We start from the raw sequence: 21,931 nt of genomic DNA, 5'->3' as shown, positions 1-21,931 counted from the left end.
GCAGCGGCGGAATGCCTCTTCCGGGAAAACGGAGACAGTTGTCCGGGAGGGCGGCGGCAGCCTCGTTACGACAGGCATAGCCGGAGAGACGGCTTTTCGTTCCCGAGAGGGGGCCGGCGCGGAAAGGCCTTAAAAAATTTCAATCGGGGATGAATGCTCTGTATGTGTGTCCAGAAGTGAGCCGGCGTAAAAAGCCTGCCTGCGGTAATTTGCGGCGCGGTCAGGGAAAATGCTGTTGTATTGATGCAGTGCTCGAAATGAGAAGGATATTTTCCCTTGAATAATAATGTTATTGTATAAATTTGTTATTTTATTCTCTTATAATTGTCTTGAATATAATGGTTTGTTCAAAATTTCTTTTTTTATAAAGAGTAAATATCCTCTTGTTTGAACGACCAATCATTTCATATCCCTGAAAAATGCGACGCAAATTTGTGATTTGGCAGAAAAAAAATATGCATGAGAGATATTTTCTTTGCCTCCTGCACGAAAATTTGCTACCCCGAAAGAGCGGACTGCCGTTTCGGCTGGGAAGGGCGTTCGCATGGTCTGCGGCAGGGGCGGGAACGTCCCCCCGAAACCACGACCGCAAGGTCGGAAACGCTGCTATGAGGAGGCGGCTGTGGAAGTTTTGGTTGATCTTTTGAAATCATTGCAAAGTATCGTCTGGGGCCCCATCATGCTCGTACTGCTGGTCGGTACGGGCCTGTATCTCAATTTCGGTCTCAAGTTCTATTCCTTCCGTAACTGGATTCGCGCCTACAAGTGTCTGTGGGACGGGCGCGACCACAAGTCCGAACACGGGGAAATCTCCCCCTGGAATGCCCTGATGACCGCCATCGCCGCCGACATCGGTACCGGCAACATCGTGGGTGTGGCCACCGCCATCGCCATCGGCGGCCCCGGCGCGCTTTTCTGGATGTGGGTGACGGCCCTCGTGGGCATGATGACCAAATTCTCCGAAGTGCTGCTTTCCGTGCATTTCCGTGAAAAGACGCCGGCCGGCAACTGGGTGGGCGGCGCCATGTATTTCATCAAGAACGGTCTTGGCAAAAACTGGACCTGGCTCGCCGTCTGCTTCGCCATCTTCGGTGCCTGTGCCTGCATCGGCACCGGCGCCATGGTGCAGGCCAATGCCGTGTGCGGCAACCTGGTGAGCACGTTCGGCCTCAACAAGTATCTGGTGGCCGTGGTGCTGGTGATTTTGTGCGTGATGGTGCTGCTGGGCGGCGTCAAGCGCGTCGGCGCCGTGGCCGGCAAGCTCGTGCCCTTTATGGCCGGTTTCTACATCATCATGTGTCTCATCATCATCGGCCTGCACATCGACCGCGTGCCCTCCGTCTTCCTCTGGGTGGTGACGGACGCCTTCACGCCCACCGCGGCGCAGGGCGGCTTTGTGGGCGCCACTATTATGACGGCCATCCAGATGGGCATGGCCCGCGGCATCTTCTCCAACGAGGCCGGCCTCGGCACGGCACCCATGGCGCATGCGGCCTCCACGGCGGAAAGCCCCCTGGTTCAGGCCTCCATCGGCATGCTGGACGTGTTCATCGACACCATCATCGTCTGCTCCATGACCGGTTTCGTGATCCTGGTCGCCGTGGTGCCCGAAACGCTGCCCGCCGGCGTGGCCGCCGGTGTGGCCGCCGGCGATCCCCTTTGGAGCAGCGGGCTCAATGGTGGGCAGCTCAGCGCCGTGGCTTTCGGATCCACGCTGGCAGGTTTCGGGGAGTACGGCGTGAGCATCTCGCTGGCCCTCTTTGCCTTCACCACCACCCTCGGCTGGTGCGTGTACGGCGAACGCTGCGTCATCTTCCTTTTCGGCGACAGGGCCCAGATTGCCTTCCGCATCGTGTACTGCCTTGCCGTGGGTGTGGGTGCCGTCATCGCCCTCGACATGGTGTGGCTCATCGCCGATACCTGCAATGCCCTCATGGCCTTCCCCAACCTCTTCGGTATCCTCTTCCTGAGTCCGGTGCTCTTCCAGGTCGTCCGAGAAGAAGTGAAGAAGGACCCGCGCTTCGTCTGCTAGCTCGTGCGGCAGTCAGCGTACTGATGAAAAGGGGGCGCCCGCCATGCGTCCCCTTTTTGATGATCGCCGGCAGCCGCCGGCGGAAGGGCCTGCGGCGGCGCGCGGATGGATTCGCGTCAATGTGAAAAAAAGAGCAGCATATTTGTGGGGTTGAGCGCTTCACAAAAAGTTGCCGTTTTGGTATGTTTGCCTATGAGTCTCCGCTTTCGGCGGGACATTGTATGACGGCGGGGTGCGCCATTCATGACAAGGAGGGGCAAGGCTTTGCAAAAACGCTATCTTCCCGTGACCATAGTGGTCGTGGTTCTGGCCGTCCTCGGCATAGGGGGCTATGCTGTGCCCCTGCTCATGCCGCAGGCGGCCCCGGTTTCGCCGCAGCGCATCCTGCTGCCCAATGCCGGCGGCGCCGTGGTTTTTGACCATAACGCGCATGCGGCCCTGCCCGACATGAGGTGCAGTACCTGTCATCACGACAGTCTGACGCCCTCGCCGGAGCCTGCCGCCGTACGGCCCTGCGGCCAGTGCCACGGCCAGACCTTTGATGAGACCTTCCGCAAGGAGCACGTCACCCGCTATGACGCGGAAGCCTGCGTCACCTGTCATCACTACGAGCTTGCCCGCAAGGACTGGGGCCACAAGCGCCATGCCCGTGAAATGGGCCTGGATTGCCGGGACTGCCACCATAAGGATACGGGGATAGAGCCCGAACCGCAGAACTGCGCCGACTGCCACGAGGCCGGAGCGGCCCCCACGCACAGGCCTGCCGAGCCCGGCACGCCGCCCAATCTGGCGGATGCCGTCCATGCCCGCTGCATCACCTGCCACGAAGATCTGTTCGCCAAAAAGGTCAACGGCTGCGCGTCCTGTCACGATGTGAAGCCCATGCGGGAACAGCCCGCCGAAGCGCGCAGCAAGGTGTCGCCGCTCTATGCCGACTGTGTCGTCTGCCATGAGGCGGGCGGGGACAAGCTGCTTCTGGGCCGCATGGACGCTTTCCACAAGCAGTGCATGGGCTGCCACGAGAGCGCCGGCAAGGGCCCGTTCAAGAAGGGGCAATGCGCCCAGTGTCATACCGCGAAGTGAGGCAAGCATGAAAGAACTTTTCCAGATGCTGCCGGATCCGCGATTCCATCTGGTCTACGGCATCACGCAGCGATTCAGCGAGGGACCGAGCCCGCGGCAGGTGCGCCTCAACCGCGAAGGCTTCAAGCTTCTGGAGGGGATCAGCAAGAAAACGCTGGTGCACCCCTATCAAAAGCTGGGCGTGCATCCCTCTCCGGCCAAGGGGGACGTGTTCTCGCCCATTTTCGGGAAGATCACGGAGATCAACGAGCGTTCCATCTTCGTGGAGGCCGTGGAGCCTGACGAAGAGCTGCGCGCCGCCGCCCAGAGCGTGGAGAAGGTCGACCTGCTGACCATGCCCGAGCGCGGCGGGGAGCTTGTGCCCATCCTCAAGGGGCTGGGCCTCAATACCGGCTCTCTCGGGCAGGACTGCGAGACGCTCATCATCAACGGCCTCAATCCCGATCCCGGGGTGACCTGGGCCGAGCCCATGCTGCTCGCGCATCAGCGCAATCTGCACAACGGGCTGGAGATGCTGCGCCGCCTGTCCCCGGCCAGGCGCATCCTGCTGGCCGTGCCCAAGGAGGTGCGTCTCCAGCACCATGATGTGGAGATCGTGCATGTGCCCTCCCACTACCCGGCCAGCGTCAATGCCCTTGTCATCAAGGCCGTGACCGGCAAGGAACGGCCCGAGGGCGTGGGCATCGTGGGCCTGCATAACGTCTGGAGCCTCGGCCGGGTGGCCGTGACCGGCCTCCCGCTGACGGAGACGGTCATCACCATCGGCAGCTTCACCCATTCCGGCAACTACATCGTGAAGGAAGGCAGCATGATCGGCGAGCTGCTGGCCTTCGCCAATATCGAGCTCCGGGACGGGGATACGCTGGTACGCGGCGGCCCGCTGCGCGGAGAGAGCATCGAAAAGCTCTCGCGCAGCGTCACCAAGGGCTCCACGGGGGTCTTCGTGGTGGAGGCGGGCAGCGTGCCCGTCATGGAAGGGCACAGCCCGTGCATCAACTGCGGCGCCTGCGTGCTCGTCTGTCCCGCCCGTCTGAGCCCCAACCTGCTGAGCCGCTATGCGGAGTTCGCCCTGCATGAGCGGGCCCGCAAGGAATATGTGGAACAGTGTCTGGAATGCGGCCTGTGCGGTTATGTCTGCATCGCGCGGCGTCCCGTCCTGCAGTACATCCGTCTGGCCAAGCACAAGCTGGCCGAGGCCGATGCCGCCCGGCGTCTGGAAGAACTCAAACCCGTCGGACAGGGAGACGCCGCGTCCGGCGCCGCCAAAGGAGGCAACTGATGACTACCGCGTCGTCTTCCGTGCTGCTGGCCATGAGCGCGCCGCCGTACTGGCATTGCGGGCGCAGCACCCGGCGGCAGAGCCTCTACATGCTGGCGGCGCTGCTGCCCGCCGTCTGTTTCGCCGTCTGGAACTGGGGATTGCCCGCCGCGCGCGTCATGGCCTTGAGCATCGCCGTCTGCGTGGCGGTGGAGGCGCTTTGCCAGAAACTCATGGGGCGGGAGCTGGCCGTGGACGACCTGACGGCCGTCTGTTCGGGCCTGCTGCTGGCCTTCCTGCTGCCGGCGGATTCTCCGTGGTGGCTCGTCCTCATCGGCGCGGTCACGTCCATCACTCTGGGCAAGATGGCCTTCGGCGGCCTGGGAGCCAATCCGGTCAACACCGTTCTGGTGGGCTGGGCCGTGCTCTTCGTCTCCTTCCCCCTGCATATGGACCCCAATGCCGCCTCGCTGGGGACCTCGTTCGTGGACCCGCTGGTGCGGCTCAAATTTTTCGGGGCCGAGCAGGCCGCCCATATCCCTCTGGCGGACCTGCTGCTGGGCCGGCAGATCAACGGGCTCGGGGCCGGGCAGATAGGGGCGCTCTTCGTGGGCGGCTCCCTGCTCTGCATGCGGGGGATCCTGCGCTGGCACTCGGCACTCGGCTTCTTCCTCGGCGTGGCGGGCATCGCGGCCATCTTCCATGCGTCGGACCCTGTGCTCAACGCCTCCCCTCTGTATCATCTTTGCACCGGCTCGGTGATGCTGGCCGGCTTCTTCCTGATCACCGACCCGGCCAATGCTCCTTCGCGGCCCCTGCCCATGTTCCTTTACGGGCTCATCGGCGGCGGGCTGGTGATGGCCATACGCAAATACGGCGTCTACACGGACGGTACGCCCTTTGCCATCCTGCTGGTCAACATGCTGACCCCGCTTCTGGACATGATCCGTCCCAAACCTTTCGGAGTGCGCTAGCATGGGCGATATCCTACGCATGATCGTTGTGCTGTCGGCCCTGTGCGGCCTGAGCGGCTTTGCGCTTTCCTATCTCAAGATGGTGACGGCGCCGGGCATCGAGGAACAGGTGCTCACCTATGTGCAGGGCCCGGCCATCCACAGGGTCTTCACCGGGCTGGACAACAACCCCATCGCCGACCGCAAGGCCTTCAGCCTGCCGGACGGCCGGGAGGTGCGCGTCTTCCCGGCGCGGCGCGGCGGCCTCCTGGTGGGGGTGGCCATCGAGGACAAGGGCAAGGGCTACGGCGGCGAGGTCTGCGTCATGGTCGGCTTCAATGTGGCTGACGACACCCTGGCCGGCATCGGCACGACCGAACTCAAGGAGACGCCGGGCCTCGGCATGCGCATCGCCGAGCCTGCCTTTACCGGGCAGTTCGTGGGCAAGCCGCTGCCGGTGGCGCTCAAGGCGCAGGGCGGCGGCATCGACGCCGTTTCCGGGGCGACCATCTCCTCCGCCGGCGCGGTGACGGCCGTCAACAACGCCGCCGCCGTCTACAAGGCCCTCAAGGCTGAAATCCTCAAGACGTGGGGCAAATAGGAGGCACCATGAGCGTCATGCATGAATTCACCAAGGGCCTCTGGCAGGATCTGCCGCCCTTCCGGCTGGTGCTGGGCCTTTGCCCCACCCTGGCCGTGACCAGTTCGGCCAATAACGGACTGGGCATGGGGGCGGCCGTCATCTTCGTCCTCGTGCTGTCCAACATGCTCATCTCCATGGTGCGCGGCATCATCCCCAAGAAGGTGCGCATCGCCTGCTTCATCGTCATCGCGGCCTCGCTGGTGGTGGCGGTGGAGCTGCTCATGCAGGCCTACGCCTATCCGCTCTACCAGCAGCTCGGCATCTTCGTGCCGCTCATCGTGGTGAACTGCATCATCCTGGCCCGGGCCGAGGCCTTTGCCGCCAAGAACGGCGTGGCCGCCTCTGTGGCCGACGGGCTGGGCATCGGGCTGGGCTTCACCCTGTCCCTGACCTTCCTGGGCTCGCTGCGCGAGATCCTGGGCAACGGCACCTGGTTCGGGATGCCCGTCATGTGGGAGGGCTTCGAGCCGTTCCGCATCATGGTGCAGGCGCCGGGGGCCTTCATCTGCCTGGGGCTCATCCTGGCGGGCATGAACGTCATCAATGTCTGGCAGGCGCGGCGCAAGGGCCTTCGGGAGCCTGATCCGGTGGGCTGCAGCGGCTGCGGGTGCTGCTCGCTCGACAAGAAGGACTGATAGGAGACGGATATGGAAATCTTCCAGCTGTTCATTGCCGCCATCTTCGTCAACAACATCGTCCTTGCGCAGTATCTGGGCAACTGCCCCTATCTGGGCTGCTCCAAGGAAAAGAGCGTGGCGCTGGGCATGGGCGGCGCGGTGATCTTCGTCATCGTCGTCTCCACGCTCTGCACCTGGCTCATGCAGAGATACGTGCTGGCGCCCTACGGCCTCGGCTATCTGCAGACCATCGTCTTCATCGTGGTCATCGCCTCGCTGGTGCAGTTCGTGGAGATGTTCCTCAAGAAGATGGTGCCGCCGCTTTACGCGGCGCTGGGCATCTTTCTGCCGCTCATCACCACCAACTGCGCGGTCATGGGGCTGGCCATCCTTGTGCAGCGCGAGGAATACGATCTTATGACCTCGCTCCTGTACGGTCTGGCTTCGGGCATGGGCTTCACGCTGGCGTTGCTGCTCATGGCGGGCATCCGCGAGCGTCTGGATACCTGCCGTCTGCCCAAGGCGCTGGCGGGCACGCCCATCGCGCTGATCATGGCCGGGCTCATGTCGCTGGCCTTCATGGGCTTCAAGGGTATGGCGCAGTAGCGCCGTCCGAACACGCCGCCTGCGGGCGGATGAGGATTCTGCTATGGTGACGACATCCATCATCATCCTTTTCGGGCTGGGGCTGCTGGCTTCGGTGGTGCTGGCCGTGGCTTCGCGCATCTTCTACATCAAGGAGGACCCGCGCGTGGAGGCCGTGCTCGAAGTGCTGCCCGGGGCCAACTGCGGCGGTTGCGGCTTTGCCGGCTGCGAGGGCTACGCCGCCGCCGTGGTCAATGATCCCAAGATCCCGGCCAACAGCTGTTGCGCCGGCGGCGCGCAGACCAGCATCGCCGTGGGCGAGCTGACCGGCAAAACCGTGGCCGAGGCCGAGCCGCTCATGTCCTTGCGCCGCTGCGACAAGGTGGCGGGCAATGTGGCCCTGCGCTATCAGTACCAGGGCATGCCTTCCTGCGCGGCGGCCGCCATGCTGCGCGGCGGCGTGGACAACTGCCGGTACTCCTGCCTTGGCTTCGGCGACTGCGTCGTGGGCTGTCCTTTTGAGGCCATGCGCATCGTGGACGGTCTCGTGCAGGTGGACGCCCGCAAGTGCATCGGCTGCGGGCGCTGCGTCCAGACCTGCCCGCGCGGGGTGCTGGAGCTCGTGCCCAAGCGGGCCCGCGTGGCCGTGTACTGCAACACCCGCGACAAGCTCCGCGCCGTGACCGACATCTGCGACAGCGGCTGCATCAAGTGCTGCAAGTGCGTCAAGACCTGCCCGGCCAAGGCCGTGCGGCTCGAGAACAACCGCATCGTCATCGACCAGCTGCAATGTCTTTCCTACGGCGGCGAGTGCAACGAGGCCTGTGTGGCCGGCTGTCCGCGGCATATCTTCCGCTATACGCGGGGCATCATGGAAGAGATCCGCCCCGTTTCCGGGATCATCACCCAGACAGGCAATGCCGCCCCCCAGGCCTCTGCGCAGGAGTAACGCCCATGACCAAGCCTTCTTCTTTTCTTCGTCCCCTTGCGGCCCGTTGCGACCGGCGCGACTTCCTGCGCGGCCTGCTGCTGGGCGGCGGCGCGCTGGCCGGCATGAGTCTGCTGCCCGCGCCGGTCAGGGCCCTTGCCCTGCCGGAGACCGGCCCCTATGCGCGTACGGAGCTCTTCATGGGCACCTTCGTGCGGGTGCAGATCGCCGGATGCGGCCAGATGCAGGCCTCCGAGGCGGCGGAACGCGCTCTGGCGCTGGGACGCCGTCTGGCCGCGCTGTATGACCGTCACGACGGCGCTTCGCCGCTGGGCGTGCTCAATGCGCAGGGAACGCTTGCCGATGCCCCGGCCGAACTGTGTTCCCTGCTGGGGCTTGCGGCCGCCATCCACGCCCGCACGCCGCAATTCGACATCAGCGTACTGCCTCTCCTGCAATGGCGCATGGCTGCGGGAGTGCAGGCGGACGCGGCGGCTCCGCGTGAGGTACGCGACCTTGTGGATGCCCGCGCCATCCAGCTGGACGGCAGTCGTATCCGGCTGCTGCGGCAGGGCATGGGCATCACGCTGGACGGCGTCGCCAAGGGGGCCGTGGTGGACGCCATCTCCGCCGAACTGCTTCGCTGCGGCTGCCCCGACCATCTGGTGGATGCGGGCGGCGACATCGTGGCCCACGGGAATACGGAAGGCGGCAGGCCCTGGATGGTCGCCGTGGAGGATCCCGAAAAGCGCGGCCGGTATCCCGCCGTCCTGCCTTTGCGTCATCAGGCCATCGCCACGTCCGGCAATTATGAGCAGCCTGCCGGGCATTTGTGCGACCCCCGCGACGGGACGTCCTCCCGTCTGCGCTCGTGCAGCGTGCTGGCCGCCCGCTGCAGCCTGGCGGATGCCCTGGCCACGGGACTGTCGTTGTTGCCGGCCGCCGGCGTGGCCGCCGGCGCGGCGGCGCATGGAGCCTCGAGCTTTGCCGTGGATGCCGGCGGGGAGACGGCTGTCTCGCCCGGTTGGCTGATCCGGGGGGCGTAACGCGCTCCGGCAGCGGGCCATATGATGAGCAAAAGGGGAGGGCGTCAGGCCCTCCTTTTTTTGTCCGGCGTATCGGGAGCGTTTCCGCACGGGGGCGCGAATCTTTCCGCCTTGTCAATATTCTAGGAATATTCTAGAAAAAGGGGCATCATCTACCGGGGCGGACGCCCCGTTCCCAGAAAAGAGAAAACAGCCATGTCCCGTTCCAAACGAAAGAATTCCGCACGGCGGAAAAGTCCCGCCGGTACGGCTGACGCCGCATCCCCTGCCGTCAGCGGCGAAACGATTCCGGCAATGCCGGACAGTGCGGCCCCCGACGTGCCGTCTGCCCCCGCCGCTGCTTCTTCCGCTTCCGGCGAGAGCATGCCTGCGGCCAGTTCCGAAGGCGCGCCGTCCGCCGCACCTGCCCTTCCTGTCACGCTCCCCCTGCCGGGCGATGTCCCCCCGGCCTCCCACACGCGGCCGTCGGGCGTTTCCGGCCTGACGTGCGCGTTTTGCTGCGGCATATGCCTGCTGGGCGGTCTGCTGCTGGGCAATCTTCTTCCGCACATGTTCGAGGGGAAGGAAGGGGAGGCGGCCCCCGCGCGCTCCGTCGCGCCCGCGGCGGGGACGCCCGCTCCCGCCGCCGCACAGGAAAAGACGGCGGAGACGCCCCCGCCGGTCAACGCGAGCCGTGAGCAGCTGGAGCATATCGGGCATCTGGAAAAGAGCCTTGCCGCCGATCCGCAGGACGCCGCCCGCTGGGCGGAACTGGGCAACGCCTATTTCGATACGCAGCAGGCCCTCAAGGCCATCGATGCGTATGAACGATCGCTGGCCCTGCAGCCCGGCAACCCCAACGTGCTGACCGACCTGGGCATCATGTATCGTGAGGTCGGACAGTACGAGCGCGCGCTGAGCAGTTTCGACCAGGCCATGCGCGCCGATCCGGCGCATGAGAACTCCCGTTTCAACAAGGGGGTGGTCCTGCTGTTCGACCTGCACCGGCATGCCGAGGCCAAGGCCGTCTGGCAGGAACTCCTGCGCCTCAATCCGCGGGCGACGGCTCCGGACGGAACGGGGCTGCGCGCGCTCATCGAACAGTGCGACAAGCCGCTAGGCAAGGCGTCCGAGAGGAAGGGCGGGGGGACGACCGCCGCGCCTGCCGCCGGACAGCAAAAGGCCCCCGTGACGCCTTCGCCGGCCAACGTCAGCCGCGCGCAGCAGGAACACATCGGGCATCTGGAAAAAAGCCTTGCCGCCAAGCCGCAAGATGCCGCCCGCTGGGCGGAGCTGGGCAACGTCTACTTCGATACGCAGCAGTTCCTCAAGGCCATCGATGCGTATGAGCGCTCGCTGGCCCTGCGGCCCGGCAACCCCAACGTGCTGACCGACCTGGGCATCATGTATCGTGAGGTCGGGCAGTACCAGCGCGCGCTGACCAGTTTCGACCAGGCCATGCGCGCCGACCCGTCGCATGAGAACTCCCGTTTCAACAAGGGGCTTGTCCTGCTGTTCGACCTGCACCGGCATGCCGAGGCCAAGGCCGTCTGGCAGGAGCTTTTGCGCATCAACCCGCGGGCGACGGCCCCGGACGGAACGGGGCTGCGCGCACTTATCGAACAATGTGACAAGCCGTTGCCCTAGAGGCGGGAGAAAAGCCATGTTTGAACACATCCGTACGGCGGTCTCCGCCGCGTGTCAGTGTCGTTGCCTGCGGGGCGTGCTGCCGTCCGCGCTGGCGTTCCTGCTGCTCTGGGCCGCCACAGCCGGGGCGGCGATCCTGCAGCCGCCCGCGCTGCCCCCCATCCCGGAGGCGCCTTCCGGGGAAAATGCGGACATGGTGCCCGCCCATCTGAGCCAGCCCAGCCTGTCCCTGCTGCCCTATTTGCAGATCTACATCGATCCCACGGGTGAGATGGACGTGGAAGAGGTGGCGGCCCTGCCGCCCGACAAACATTTCGCGCCGCTGGATGTCCGGCATCTGCCGCATGTGACGGGCGTGGCCTGGCTGCGCTTCGTGCTGGATGCCGCCGTGCCGGGGCAGGAGAACAGCGCCGTCCTGCTGGATATGGGCGAGAGCGTCCCCGGCACGCCCACCCTGTACAATCCCTTGTTCGACACCTTGAGCAATGCGGTGGAATGGCGGGAGAACACGCCCACTTCCCGCAACGTCCTGCTGCTGCCGCGCGCGGGGGCCGAGGCGCAGGTCTGCTTCCTGCGGCTGGACGGGCTGCCGGGTCTGTGGTTCTCCCCCGTGTTGCGTACGCCGCACAATGCCGCCACCGATCTTTCCGGCCTGGCCTCCAAGAGCGCGCTGGTCGCGCTGGCGGTGGTCATGCTGTTGTGCCTGCTGCGCGGCCTGTCGGAGCATGGACAGTGGCGCATCTGGACGGCGCTCTATGTCGCGGCGGCCCTGGTGCAGGGATATTTCGGCGTCCCCGGCAACGGCGCCGGGCATTTTTCCTTCGAGGACGCGGCGGCCCTGCTGACGCCCGGTCTGGCGCTCATGTTCCTGCCGCATGTGGGGCGTCATCTCATGCAGACGCGCGGCCGTCACCGCTTCCTGGATGCGCAGTTCATCCTGCTGGTGCTGCCCGGCGCGGCGCTGGCCCTGCTGCCGCTGGTGCCGGACATGGCCTGGACGGCGCGTTATCTGCCGCTCTGGCCTGTGGGCAGCCTGCTGTGCGTGCCTACGGCCACGGCGGCCTGCTTGATGGGGCTGCCCGGCGCACGGCGTTTCCTGCTGGGCATCCTGCTGCCGCCGGCGGCGGTGGCCGCGTCCATCCTCGGGCTGGATCTCGGCTATGCGCCCGGCGTGCTGGCCTCGCTGCCGCTCTGGGGAACGGCCCTGAGCGCGCTCATCATCACGGCCACGGCCGTGCCCCGGCGTGAAGAGAGCGGGGAAGAGGAAGAGGCCCCCATCGATCTGACCATGCCGGCTCCCGAGCCGGGCACGCTGCTGCTGGACGACGGGCCGCTGAGCCTGGGGACGCCCCAGCGCTCGGAGCAGCCGCCCCTCATGGACGATCCTAATCTGCGCCTGCTGCCTTCCACCGAGGAGGGCATAGCCCTGCCCCGCATGGAAGAGGATCTGCCCCCGCGCGAAGCCGACCCCGTGCCGTCCCGGCCGGAAACGCCGCCCGCGCGGCCCGCGGCCGACCCGCTGGATGCCGAGCGGCTGGAAGAAGCCCTGCGGCGTCCGCTGGATGACCTCATGCGGGAAAGCGCCGCGCTGGAGCAGTGCTCCCTGCCGCCTTCGGCCCGGGAGACGGCCCGGAACATGACCGCGGCCGCCCGTCAGATGCTGGCCGTGCTGCGGGATCCCGCCAGCGTCCTGCCCGGCGTGTCCGCTCCGGCCCTGCAGGAGACGTTCGATCTGCAGGAGCTCATGCGCTCGGTGCATGACTCCGTGGCCGCGGCGGCGGAAAATGGCGGCATCGCCCTCGCCTGGTACATGCCGCCGTATCTGCCGTCCTTCTACAGCGGCGAATACCATGCGCTGGACGCCGTGCTGCGCGAACTGCTGGAAAGCGCCGTCCGGGCCACGCGGCAGGGCGCGGTGCATTTTTCGGTGCGTCGGGTGCCGGACAGCGACGATCCCGGTCATCTGCTCTTCACCGTGCAGGACAGCGGTTCCGGCACGCCTCCGGCCGAGCGTTCCAGCCTCGCGCTCAGCCATGCCTGGGAGCTCGCCGGGCGAAGCAACGGCTTCCTCAGTGCCGAATGCGGCATTCGGGGCGCGACCATCGCCTTCACCCTGCACCTTGAGCCGGTGGAAGGCGCGGCGGACGCCTCGGGCGCGCCCGTGGCGGAACATGCGCGCAAGGCTTCCCGCCGGGCGCGCATCCTGGTCTGCACGCCGGGCGCTATGGACCGGCAGGCCCTGGTCCACATGCTGGATGGCCTGTCCTGCGTGGTGCTGCAGGCGCGTACCCTGCCGGAAGCTCTGGCCCTGCATGAACAGCGGCCGGTGACCATGCTGATCGCCGCCGGCTCTCAGGTCTCCGTCAAGGCGCAGGAAACGCTGGAGCGTTTCCGTCAGCGCGCCACGGCGGCGCACCTGCCTGTCTTCGGGGCCATCGCGGTCACCGGGGACGACAGCCAGTGGGATGCGCTGGCCGGAGCCGGCTTCACCCATGCCCTGCTTGAGCCCGTTGATCGTGAAGCCCTGCGCCAGACGGTACGGGAGATCCTGGAAGCCTATTTCGGCAGTCAGGACGGGGAGGCCGCTGCCTCTCCCGACGCTTCCGCCGGACATCCCGCCGGGTTCCCGCCCCTTTCCGGCCTGCTGACGTCGCAGCCGCGCAAGCGGAGCGAGGAACAGGCTCCCGCAGCCGCGCCGGAAACGGCTGCCGGTGTGGCGGATATGCCCTCTGCGCCGCAGGACGACGGCACGGCGGAGCCGGTCGTGGCCGAAGCGCCGCAACCGGACGAACGCGAGGCGGAAGCCTCCCCTGCGGCCAGTGAGGAAGATGCCCGCCCGGTCATGGACAATCACTGGGGCGACCCCGCTCCCATGACGGAAGAGGCCGCCAGCGAAGCGTCCTTGCCCGCGCCGGACGCGAGCCCGGCAGAGACGTCGTCCGTGGAACTGCCGGCCATCGACAATCAGTGGGGCGCGGCTCCGGCGGCCTCTCCTGCGGAAGGATTGCCGGAACAGGATAATCAATGGGGCCAGACCGTGGCCACGACGATCGCCGCAACCCCGGCCTCCGCCGGAGCAGGGATCGGGGAGGCGCTGTCCTCCGACAGTGCCGTGCGGGAAGCCGCGGAAGCGCCCGTGTCCGAGTCCGACGAGGCGGCCCCGGCTGTCTCCGTCGAGCCGGTCGAGACGCCCGCGGCGGAACAGCCGGTCGGACAGGACGCGGAGTCGCCTTCCCCGGCTGAGGAGGCCCGTTCCGATGACGCGCCTCTGCTTTTGGAAGAAAAGGCGTCCGCCCCGATCGCGGAGCACGCCGATGCGGAAGAGCCGGCGCAGCGGAACGAGCCTGCCGCGGAGACGGCGGGCCTGCCGCCCCTGTCGGAAATCCCGACGCCGGCGGCGGAAGCTTCCCGGGTGGCTGCGCCTTCCCCCGCTTCCGGCGAGTTCCTTGAATGGGTAGGAGAGCCGACGCCCATCCCGTCCAGCCGTCCCAGGGAAGACGCCGTTCGCAAGTCCGCCACGCCGGCGGCCGCTGCGGAAGCGGAGCAGGCCGGGAGCGCCGCCGAGCCGCCGGTCCTGACCATGCAGGAAGCCCTCAAGGCAGCGGAGCAGGGACAGACAGGCGCGAAGAGAGCGGAAGCGCTCCCGCAGACGCATCAGCCGGCCGGCACGCTGGAAGACGCCGCCCCGGGCGGCTCCAGTGAAGAAGGCGGCACCGGCGTGCCCTCCTTCCTGCGCCGGGTGTTCGGACGCCTGCAGGGGCAGGGCGAAAGCGCCGCCGCGTCGTCAGGCCCGCAGAGCGGTCGGGCCCGGGCGGCCGATGCGCGCCGCCGGGCAGCCGTGGCGGCCCGGGCTGGCGGTTCGTCCTCATCCGCTCAGACGCAGGCCTCCGGCGCATCCGCTCCCGCAGCTGGCGGCGCTCCCACGGAACGTCCGACGGCGCCGGTCATGCCGGCCCCGGTCGCCGCTCCCGCTCCGCAAGCCCGCCAGCCCGAGGAAGCCACAGTGGCGGCGTCTTCTCCCGTGCCCGGCAGCGCGGATGTTGCGGATCAGGAGATGCTCGACCTCGTGGCCCGCTTCGATACCGCCGTGCGCAAGGCGCAGCAAGCCTTTGCCAACGGGAATTGCCTGACGGTCGCCGTGGCGGCGGAGAGCATCGCCCGTGATGCGGACGCGTTCGGTTTCCGTTCGCTGGGACGCATGGCGCGCTGCGTGGAGCAGGCGGGCCGCCATGAGGACCTGGGGGCGCTGCGGGATCTGCTGCCCGACCTGGTGGCCCAGGTGGAGCGTAACCGTATCGCCATCCAGAAGGAATTGCGCTGAGCTTTTCCGGCCCGCCGCGGCGGGCCGGAAAAGGGATTGCCGTCATGGGAGATACGCTTCATCCTGTGCAGCTCGTCCTGCTGGTCCTTTTCCATCTGCTGGCCTGGGGCGCGGCCGGACATGCCGTGCTGACCAAGCGCGATCCCCGGTCGGCCCTGGGCTGGTCGGCCGCGCTGATCTTCCTGCCGGTGGTGGGACTGCTGCTCTATCTGGCCTTCGGCATCAGCCGTACCCAGAGCGCCGCGCAGCGCATGCTGCGCAGGCTGGCGGCCGGGGAGCCCTACATCCCGCTTTCCGGGGAAAGTCCGCAGCCGCCGGAGCATATCCCCGCGCAGGCCGTTTTGCTGGAGCGGCTGGGCCGCCGTCTGACCGGGCAGGAGCTGTGCGGCGGCAATCGCATCGAGCCGTTGCGCAACGGCAATGAGGCCTATCCCGCCATGCTCCACGCCATCCATGCGGCCCGGCGGCATGTCTACCTGTCCTCCTATATCTTTGCTCACGGCAGCTCGGCGGAGGCCTTTTGCGAGGCGCTGGCTCTGGCGGCGGCACGCGGCGTGGACGTGCGCGTGCTGGTGGACGGCTTCGGCGGGCGTTTCTACTCCCTGCGGCGGCCCTGGGCGCATCTGGCCGCCAGAGGCGTACGCGTGGCGCAGTTCCTGCCGCTGCAGCTCCTGCCGCCCAAGCTGTGCATCAATCTGCGGACGCACCGCAAGCTGCTCGTCTGTGACGGCGTCGCCTTTACCGGCGGCATGAACATCTCGGATCACCATGTGCTGTCCGGGCGGAAGGGGGACGTGCAGGACATGCAGTTCCGCTGTCTCGGCCCCATCGTCTTTCAGCTCCTGCGCGCCTTCCTGCTGGACTGGGGTTTTGCCTGCGGCCGTCCCGAGCCTGTGCCCGTCCCGGATATCCCCACAGACTCCGACGGCGAGAGCCTGTGCCGTCTGGTGCTGGACGGCCCGGACTCCGACGACGATACCCTTAACGATCTCATGGCCGGGGCCATCAGCGGGGCGACGCGCAGCGTGCACATCATGACGCCCTATTTCCTGCCCTCCCACGAGCTGATGACCAGCCTGCGCAGCGCGGCGCAGCGGGGGCTGGACGTGCGGGTCATCCTGCCGGAGCGCAACAACCTGCCCTATGTGCACTGGGCGAGCTTCCGCCTGCTGCCGTCCCTGCTGCGGGCGGGCGTGCGCGTATGGCACCAGCCGCCGCCCTTTGCCCACACCAAGCTGCTGGCCGTGGACGGCTACTATGCCCAGATCGGCTCCGCCAATCTGGACGCTCGCAGCCTGCGCCTGAACTTCGAGCTGAATATGGAGGTCTTTGATCCGCGCTTCCATGATCTGCTCGTGCGGCACATGCGGGAAGCCGCGGGACGGGGCCGGGAAATGACGCTGGCCCGGCTGACTGCGCGCAGCCTGCCGCTGCGCCTGCGGGATGCCGCCTGCTGGCTCTTCTCCCCCTATCTGTAGGAGACGGCCGCGTTTAGAGGCGGCGGCACAGCGCCGCCCGGCTCAAACCAAGCGGAAAAGCCGCGCTTTTTCCGCGAAACGCCAGGCCGTATGGTTTGAAACACAGAGCGTTTCAAACAGAAAGCGCTCTATGCGGAAGGGGAAGGCGAGTCGGCTCCCCCGCTGTTTCCCTCTGGCGGCGAGGCTGCCCGTGTTCCTGTCTCTTCCCGCCAAACAAGCAGGGGGAGCGTTAGCAGGCCTTGGCGTCTGTGGCACGCGGCGACAGGATGCGCCGGGCAGGGCCGGGGCGCTCTGGAAGGCAGGAAGACCCCGGAGGAGGCGGGCATGACGGAGCAGCAGAAAAAAGCGGCAGCCCTGCCGTCAGGTCAGGCGTACGCAACGCCAGACCGTCGGGCGGGCTGCCTTTTCTTGCAGCAAGATGAAGCGTGCTGTCCAACAGCGGAGAGTCTTTTTAGCCCCAGGGCAAAAAAACTTGCCGCCATGCCCTGTCCCTACCGGGAGGGATGCAGGCGTTGTACGCGCGCCGGGGGCAGATTGATAAGGACGCGCCGCGTGCGGTCCGGCACGAAACCGGCCTGACTGAGCGGCGTCCGGCCCCAGAGGGCATAGGTGAACTGGACGACGCAGCCGTCCGCATCCAGACACTGCCGCATGGCGGTCATGATGCCTGCCCGGCATTCCGGGGGCAGACTGAGCAGCGGCAGGGAAGAGACGATGGCCGCCACGCGCCTGCCCTGCGGCAGATATTCCCCCAGCCGCATGGCGTCGCCCTGGACGACAGGGACATGGGGAAAGCGGTTTTGCAGCATGCGGCAGAAGCTGGGCATGCGTTCGATGAGCAGCAGACGCTGGGCGGGGATGCCTTTTTTCAGCAGGGCCCGGGTGACGACGCCCGTTCCCGGCCCCAGTTCCACCACGATGTCCTGTCCGTGGAGGACGGACGGCGGCAACAGGTCGGCCATGGTCTGGGCCAGCGCCGCACTGCTGGGACAGACCGCGCCCACGCCGTGCGGCGCGCGGAGCGCCTGCCGCCAAAAGGCCCCGAAGGAGGCCGCCATGCCAAGCACGCCGCCGTTGCCGGCGTACCGGCCCCAGTCGGCGCGCAAGTTGCGCCAGGTGCTGCTTAGGCGCTGTTGCGTAAGATGTGCTAAACGGGTCATGCCGCATCCTTTCCTGTCGTATGGCGCAGAGCTGCGGGGCGTGACGCCCTTGCGAAGCATAGCCGCAATCGGCTTTCAGCGCCAGTCTTTCCCTGCGGCTTTCCCTGATGCGAGCATGCGGCGCAGACCGTCAGCAAGGCGTCAGCGTCAGGAAGCCGGAGGGAGATTCCGTCAGAAGGTATAGCCCACGGTTACGGAGTAGATATTGGCCACGGTATCCCGGCTGTTGCCGCCCGTGATGTTGGAACTGCGGATGCCCCCGGCATCGGTCGTCCCGTAGTCCATGTCGTACACCCACAGATGGGCATAGGCCAGGTCGAGCGTCCAGTTCTCCCAGGTGAAGCCCGCGCCCAGGCCCACGCCGGTACGGCCGTAGCTGGGGATCATGAAGTCCGCGTGCGATTCGTTGGTGACCGGCGTCTCGTGCCAGATGCCGGCCCGCAGCGCGAGCCAGTCCAGCGGCTCGTATTCCACGCTGGCGTTGAAGTTCCAGCCGTCGCGCCAGCCCTTCTGGTTGATGGACTGGTAGTTGGAGTCGAAATAGATGTTCAGGGAATCGTAAGTGGACCAGCGGGTGAACACGGTCCCCACTTCAAAACTCAGATTGTCCAGCGGCTTGTAGGCCAGGCCGACGGCAAAGGAATCCGGCAGATGGACCGTGCTGTGCGCGCCGGTATCCACGGTATGGGGCACCTCGCCCATGTCCGCCAGCATATTGCTCTGATGGCGGGAATAGTCCACCTCGCCGTCGATGTTGAGCGTGACCGGGCTCTTGTAGGAAAAGCCCAGCGAAAGTTCATCGGTCATGTGGAAATGGGCCCCCAGATGCAGGCCCGCGCCCCAGCCGCTGCCGTTGAGGGTCAGCTTGCTGTCAGGGCCTTTCTGCGGGAAGATATTGATGAACTGCATGCTGGGGATCTGCTGCGTCATGGCGAAATTGGCGTACATGACCTCGACCCCGGCGGACAGCGAGAGCACGTCGTTGACCTTCATGGCCACGGTGGGCACAAGGGAAAAGGTCTGGAAGTTGACGCTGGTGAGATTGTAGCGGCCCACCCAGTTGTCCGAGAATTCATTGCCGAGGCCGAAGCGGGAAAACATGCCGAGCCCCAGCCAGAAACGATCATTGAGCTGATGGGTGATGTAGGCATGAGGAGCGGGCCAGACATTGGGCTTGGTGGTGGTCGTCTTGCTGCTGCCGCCCGCCATCTCGGCACTGATGGTGCCCATGGGCGCGATGGCGGCAAAGCCGCCCATGATCCGCGTGCCGGGCAGCTGAGTGATGCCCGCGGCATTGTAGGCAAGCGCCGAGGGGTCATCGGCACGGCCGACCATGCCGCCGGCCAGCGACAACCCGCGCGAGCTCCATTCCGTAAGGCCGAATCCTTCCGCCCGGGCGATGCAGACCTGACAGGCCCAGAACAGACAGCACAACAACACCAGATACCGCTTTTTCACCACATCCTCCACAGGCCTTCCGCGTGCCGCGCGAGCCGAGCATCCAGCCCTTCCTGAAAAATAAAATTTTGTAACAATATTCTTGCATTGCGTTGCAAGTCAAGTTTTTTGTCGCTGGAAGGGGACGTCAGAGGACGTCCGGCGGCTGGAGCGCTTGGCCATTGATAAAGGCGGAAGGCGAGGCGAAGGCATAGCGCCGCCCGGCCCAAGGTACGCGAAACCGCGCTTTTTTGCGAAACAACCGGCCGTATGGTTTGAAACGCACAGCGTTTCAAACGGAAGATACGCTCGTGCTGTGGTCTGCCGCGCCGTCGCGGCGTGCGTCAGTCAAAAAAGCCGCTGATGCGTGCCGTCTGCCGCAGGTCACAGGGCCAGAAGCCCGAGGCGCGCAGGATATGCCGTACCTGTTCCTGGACGGGCGGCAGCGGCCGCTCGTGTTGCAGCACCGGCTCAGGGCACAGGCGCAGGCGAAAATCGCCCAGTGCCGGGCGGCCGTCCGTATCGGTCAGGGCGGCAAGAGCCGCCTCGGCTTCGGCAAGACGGCGCAGGGTCGTCTCCTCCGGGGGGCAGCCGTAGGCGAAGCGGGTCAGCAGACAGGGGCGGGCCGTCTGTTCGGGATCTTCAAGGCCCCAGCAGGCTCCCAGCCGGCGCAGCTCCGCCTTGGCGATGCCGGCTTCGGCCAGCGGCGATGCCACGCCGGCCTCCCGCAAGGCCCGCAGGCCGGGCCGGTGGGCGTGCAGGTCATCGGCATTGCTGCCGTCGCACAGCAGGGCGTCCGGCAGACCGCGGCTGGCGAGCCGTTCCCGCAGGGCGGCCAGCAGGGCCTTTTTGCAGGCATAGCAGCGATCCCGGCTGCCGCCGCGCACTTCCGGCAGCGCAAGGGGCGAAAAGGCGACCACTTCCAGCGCCAGCCCCCGTGCCTCCGCCCAGCGGGCGGCGGCGCGGCTTTCCGCCTCGGGCACATGAGGCCCGCCGGCGTGAAGGGCGAGGAAGGGGATGCCTTCCCGTTGCAGGGCCAGGCAGAGGAAACGGCTGTCCACGCCGCCGGAGAGCGCCACGGCCAGCGCCGGGGCCGTCCGGGCGCAGGCCGTCAGGCGTTCGTGCAGCCGCCGTGCGGCGGCGGCCAGCGGGGCGGGCAGGCCCGGCCCGTCGGCAGCTACCATGTGAGGCGGACCTTGGCTCCGCGCCGGGCCATCTCTTCCTTGCACTGGCGGATGGTGTACTGGCCGTAGTGCACGATGGAGGCGATGAGCGCCGCCGACGCGCCGCCCGTGCTGACGGCCTCGTACATGTGTTCGGGATTGCCCGCGCCGCCGGAAGCGATGACCGGGATGCTCACCGCGTCGCTGATGGCGCGGGTAAGCGTGAGTTCGTAGCCGTCGCGGGTGCCGTCGGCGTCGATGGAGTTGACGCAGAGTTCGCCCGCGCCCAGCTCCTGACAACGCCGTGCCCAGGCGATGGCGTCCAGTCCCATGCGCTTGCGGCCGCCGTGGATGACGATCTCATAACCGGACGGGATGCTCTCGCTCACCGGCACGCGCAGCACGTCCATGCCCACCACGATGGCCTGAACGCCGAAGGCGGCCGCGCCGTCGCTGATGAGCTGCGGATTCTTGACCGCCGCGGAATTGATGGACACCTTTTCGGCCCCGGCCACCAGCACGGCCCGCATGTCCGCCACGCTGGAGATGCCGCCGCCCACGCAGAAGGGGATGAAGATCTGTTCGGCCACCCGTTCCACCACATCCAGAAAGATGCCGCGCTCTTCGGCCGAAGCGGTGATGTCGTAAAAGACGATCTCGTCCGCGCCTTCTTCATAGTAGCGGCGGGCGCTCTCCACCGGATCGCCGATGTCCTCGTTGCCCGCGAAGCGGATGCCCTTGGTGAGGCGGCCGGCCCGCACGTCCAGACAGGGGATGACACGTTTACTGAGCATGACGCACCTCACGGCAGTAGTCGAAGAAGTTGCGGAGGATCTGCAGGCCGGGGCGGCCGCTCTTTTCCAGATGGAATTGCACGGCCCACAGGCCGTCACGTCCGTAAACGGAGCAAAATTCCCGCCCGTAGCGGGTGGTGGCCATGACCAGTTCCGGAGCGGGCTCCACGTAGTAGCCGTGCACGAAGTAGAATTCCGCGTCCGGGGCCAGATGGGCCAGCAGGCGGCCGGGCCGGTGCAGGGTCAGGCTGTTCCAGCCCATGTGCGGCACCGGGGCGGGGCTGCCGTCCTCCTGCCGCAGATCCCCGGCAAAGCGCAGGCAGCGGCCGGGCACGACGCCCAGCGTCCGCACGTCGTTCTCCTCGCTGGATTCCAGCAGGATCTGGCAACCCAGACAGATGCCGAGCAGGGGCTGCCCCGCGTCGATGGCCTGCCGCAGCACGCGGTCGAGTCCGGCCTCGCGCAAATGGTTCATGGCCTGTCCGGCCGCGCCCACGCCGGGGAAGATGATGCCCTGCGCGCCGAGGAGCACGTCCGGGTCCGCCGTGACGGTACAGGGGATGCCGAGGTGTTCCAGCGCCCTGCGGACGCTGGTCTGATTGCCTGCCTTGTATTCCAGAATTGCCAGCATGTCGTCGATCCTTGCCGGAGTTGTCCGGCCTGCCCGCCGGGGCCTGCGCCGGAAGAGTTGTGCCAGTGCCGTTCCCGCTGCTCGTGGCGTGCGTCCCCGCCCGTTTCGCCGGACGGCGGGACGGCGGGACTGGGGGACTGGGGCAGTATAGCCGCAAGCCCGGCGTCCGGCAACGT

At 66.6% G+C, this 21,931-nt stretch carries 17 protein-coding genes; 12 read left to right on the top strand and 5 right to left on the bottom strand.

What is annotated here, in order from left to right; translation table 11 throughout:
• The first annotated feature begins 679 nt into the window (after positions 1-679).
• The 12 genes from Q0K12_RS02270 to Q0K12_RS02215 all read left to right on the top strand — a co-directional run bounded on the left by Q0K12_RS02270 (position 680) and on the right by Q0K12_RS02215 (position 16,570).
• Positions 680-2,032 carry a sodium:alanine symporter family protein gene (locus Q0K12_RS02270; protein ID WP_297260039.1) on the top strand — a complete coding sequence of 451 codons (1,353 nt, stop codon included), beginning with the start codon at positions 680-682 and terminating at the stop codon, positions 2,030-2,032.
• A 264-nt stretch (positions 2,033-2,296) separates the two neighbouring features.
• The gene (locus Q0K12_RS02265; RefSeq protein WP_297260015.1) at positions 2,297-3,115 is read left to right on the top strand and encodes a cytochrome c3 family protein; all 819 of its coding nucleotides are present in this window, start codon (positions 2,297-2,299) and stop codon (positions 3,113-3,115) included.
• A 7-nt stretch (positions 3,116-3,122) separates the two neighbouring features.
• The gene (locus Q0K12_RS02260) at positions 3,123-4,394 is read left to right on the top strand and encodes a 4Fe-4S dicluster domain-containing protein (protein ID WP_297260013.1); all 1,272 of its coding nucleotides are present in this window, start codon (positions 3,123-3,125) and stop codon (positions 4,392-4,394) included.
• Complete coding sequence (locus tag Q0K12_RS02255) at positions 4,394-5,347, top strand: RnfABCDGE type electron transport complex subunit D (RefSeq protein WP_297260011.1); 954 nt, start codon at positions 4,394-4,396, stop codon at positions 5,345-5,347. Before Q0K12_RS02260 ends, Q0K12_RS02255 begins: the two co-directional genes overlap by 1 nt.
• A gap of 1 nt (position 5,348) precedes the next feature.
• A complete protein-coding gene (gene rnfG / locus Q0K12_RS02250) occupies positions 5,349-5,927 on the top strand; it encodes an RnfABCDGE type electron transport complex subunit G (protein WP_297260009.1) in 579 nt (192 codons plus the stop codon).
• 8 nt (positions 5,928-5,935) lie between these two features.
• Positions 5,936-6,604 (top strand): electron transport complex subunit E, encoded by a 669-nt coding sequence (locus Q0K12_RS02245; protein WP_297260007.1) that lies wholly within the window; start codon positions 5,936-5,938, stop codon positions 6,602-6,604.
• A 12-nt stretch (positions 6,605-6,616) separates the two neighbouring features.
• Complete coding sequence (locus Q0K12_RS02240) at positions 6,617-7,192, top strand: electron transport complex protein RnfA (RefSeq protein ID WP_297260005.1); 576 nt, start codon at positions 6,617-6,619, stop codon at positions 7,190-7,192.
• A gap of 43 nt (positions 7,193-7,235) precedes the next feature.
• The gene (gene rnfB / locus Q0K12_RS02235; RefSeq protein WP_297260004.1) at positions 7,236-8,120 is read left to right on the top strand and encodes an RnfABCDGE type electron transport complex subunit B; all 885 of its coding nucleotides are present in this window, start codon (positions 7,236-7,238) and stop codon (positions 8,118-8,120) included.
• Between the two features lie 5 nt (positions 8,121-8,125).
• Positions 8,126-9,145 (top strand): FAD:protein FMN transferase, encoded by a 1,020-nt coding sequence (locus tag Q0K12_RS02230; protein WP_297260002.1) that lies wholly within the window; start codon positions 8,126-8,128, stop codon positions 9,143-9,145.
• A gap of 195 nt (positions 9,146-9,340) precedes the next feature.
• Positions 9,341-10,771 (top strand): tetratricopeptide repeat protein, encoded by a 1,431-nt coding sequence (locus Q0K12_RS02225; protein WP_297259999.1) that lies wholly within the window; start codon positions 9,341-9,343, stop codon positions 10,769-10,771.
• A 16-nt stretch (positions 10,772-10,787) separates the two neighbouring features.
• Positions 10,788-15,092 carry a hypothetical protein gene (locus Q0K12_RS02220; RefSeq protein WP_297259998.1) on the top strand — a complete coding sequence of 1,435 codons (4,305 nt, stop codon included), beginning with the start codon at positions 10,788-10,790 and terminating at the stop codon, positions 15,090-15,092.
• A gap of 44 nt (positions 15,093-15,136) precedes the next feature.
• A complete protein-coding gene (locus tag Q0K12_RS02215; protein WP_297259996.1) occupies positions 15,137-16,570 on the top strand; it encodes a phospholipase D-like domain-containing protein in 1,434 nt (477 codons plus the stop codon).
• Between the two features lie 491 nt (positions 16,571-17,061).
• Here the strand turns inward: Q0K12_RS02215 and Q0K12_RS02210 are convergent, their stop codons facing one another.
• From Q0K12_RS02210 to hisH, 5 genes are all read right to left on the bottom strand, one after another.
• Positions 17,062-17,730: a methyltransferase domain-containing protein gene (locus Q0K12_RS02210; protein ID WP_297259994.1), complete on the bottom strand. Its 669-nt coding sequence runs from the start codon at positions 17,728-17,730 to the stop codon at positions 17,062-17,064.
• Positions 17,731-17,901: 171 nt separating this feature from the next.
• Complete coding sequence (locus Q0K12_RS02205) at positions 17,902-19,188, bottom strand: outer membrane protein transport protein (RefSeq protein ID WP_297259992.1); 1,287 nt, start codon at positions 19,186-19,188, stop codon at positions 17,902-17,904.
• A gap of 323 nt (positions 19,189-19,511) precedes the next feature.
• Positions 19,512-20,351, bottom strand: a complete 840-nt coding sequence (locus tag Q0K12_RS02200; protein ID WP_297259990.1) for a PP-loop family protein — start codon at positions 20,349-20,351, stop codon at positions 19,512-19,514.
• A complete protein-coding gene (hisF, locus tag Q0K12_RS02195) occupies positions 20,345-21,124 on the bottom strand; it encodes an imidazole glycerol phosphate synthase subunit HisF (protein WP_297259988.1) in 780 nt (259 codons plus the stop codon). The genes Q0K12_RS02200 and hisF overlap by 7 nt, the downstream gene beginning before the upstream one ends.
• Positions 21,114-21,755 (bottom strand): imidazole glycerol phosphate synthase subunit HisH, encoded by a 642-nt coding sequence (gene hisH / locus Q0K12_RS02190; protein WP_297259987.1) that lies wholly within the window; start codon positions 21,753-21,755, stop codon positions 21,114-21,116. The genes hisF and hisH overlap by 11 nt, the downstream gene beginning before the upstream one ends.
• Positions 21,756-21,931: the final 176 nt, after the last annotated feature.

This window comes from uncultured Desulfovibrio sp., assembly GCF_944324525.1.
Lineage (GTDB): Bacteria > Desulfobacterota > Desulfovibrionia > Desulfovibrionales > Desulfovibrionaceae > Desulfovibrio.
The sequence above is the reverse complement of the archived record's forward strand: the minus strand, read 5'-3'. Positions and strand labels throughout refer to the sequence as shown.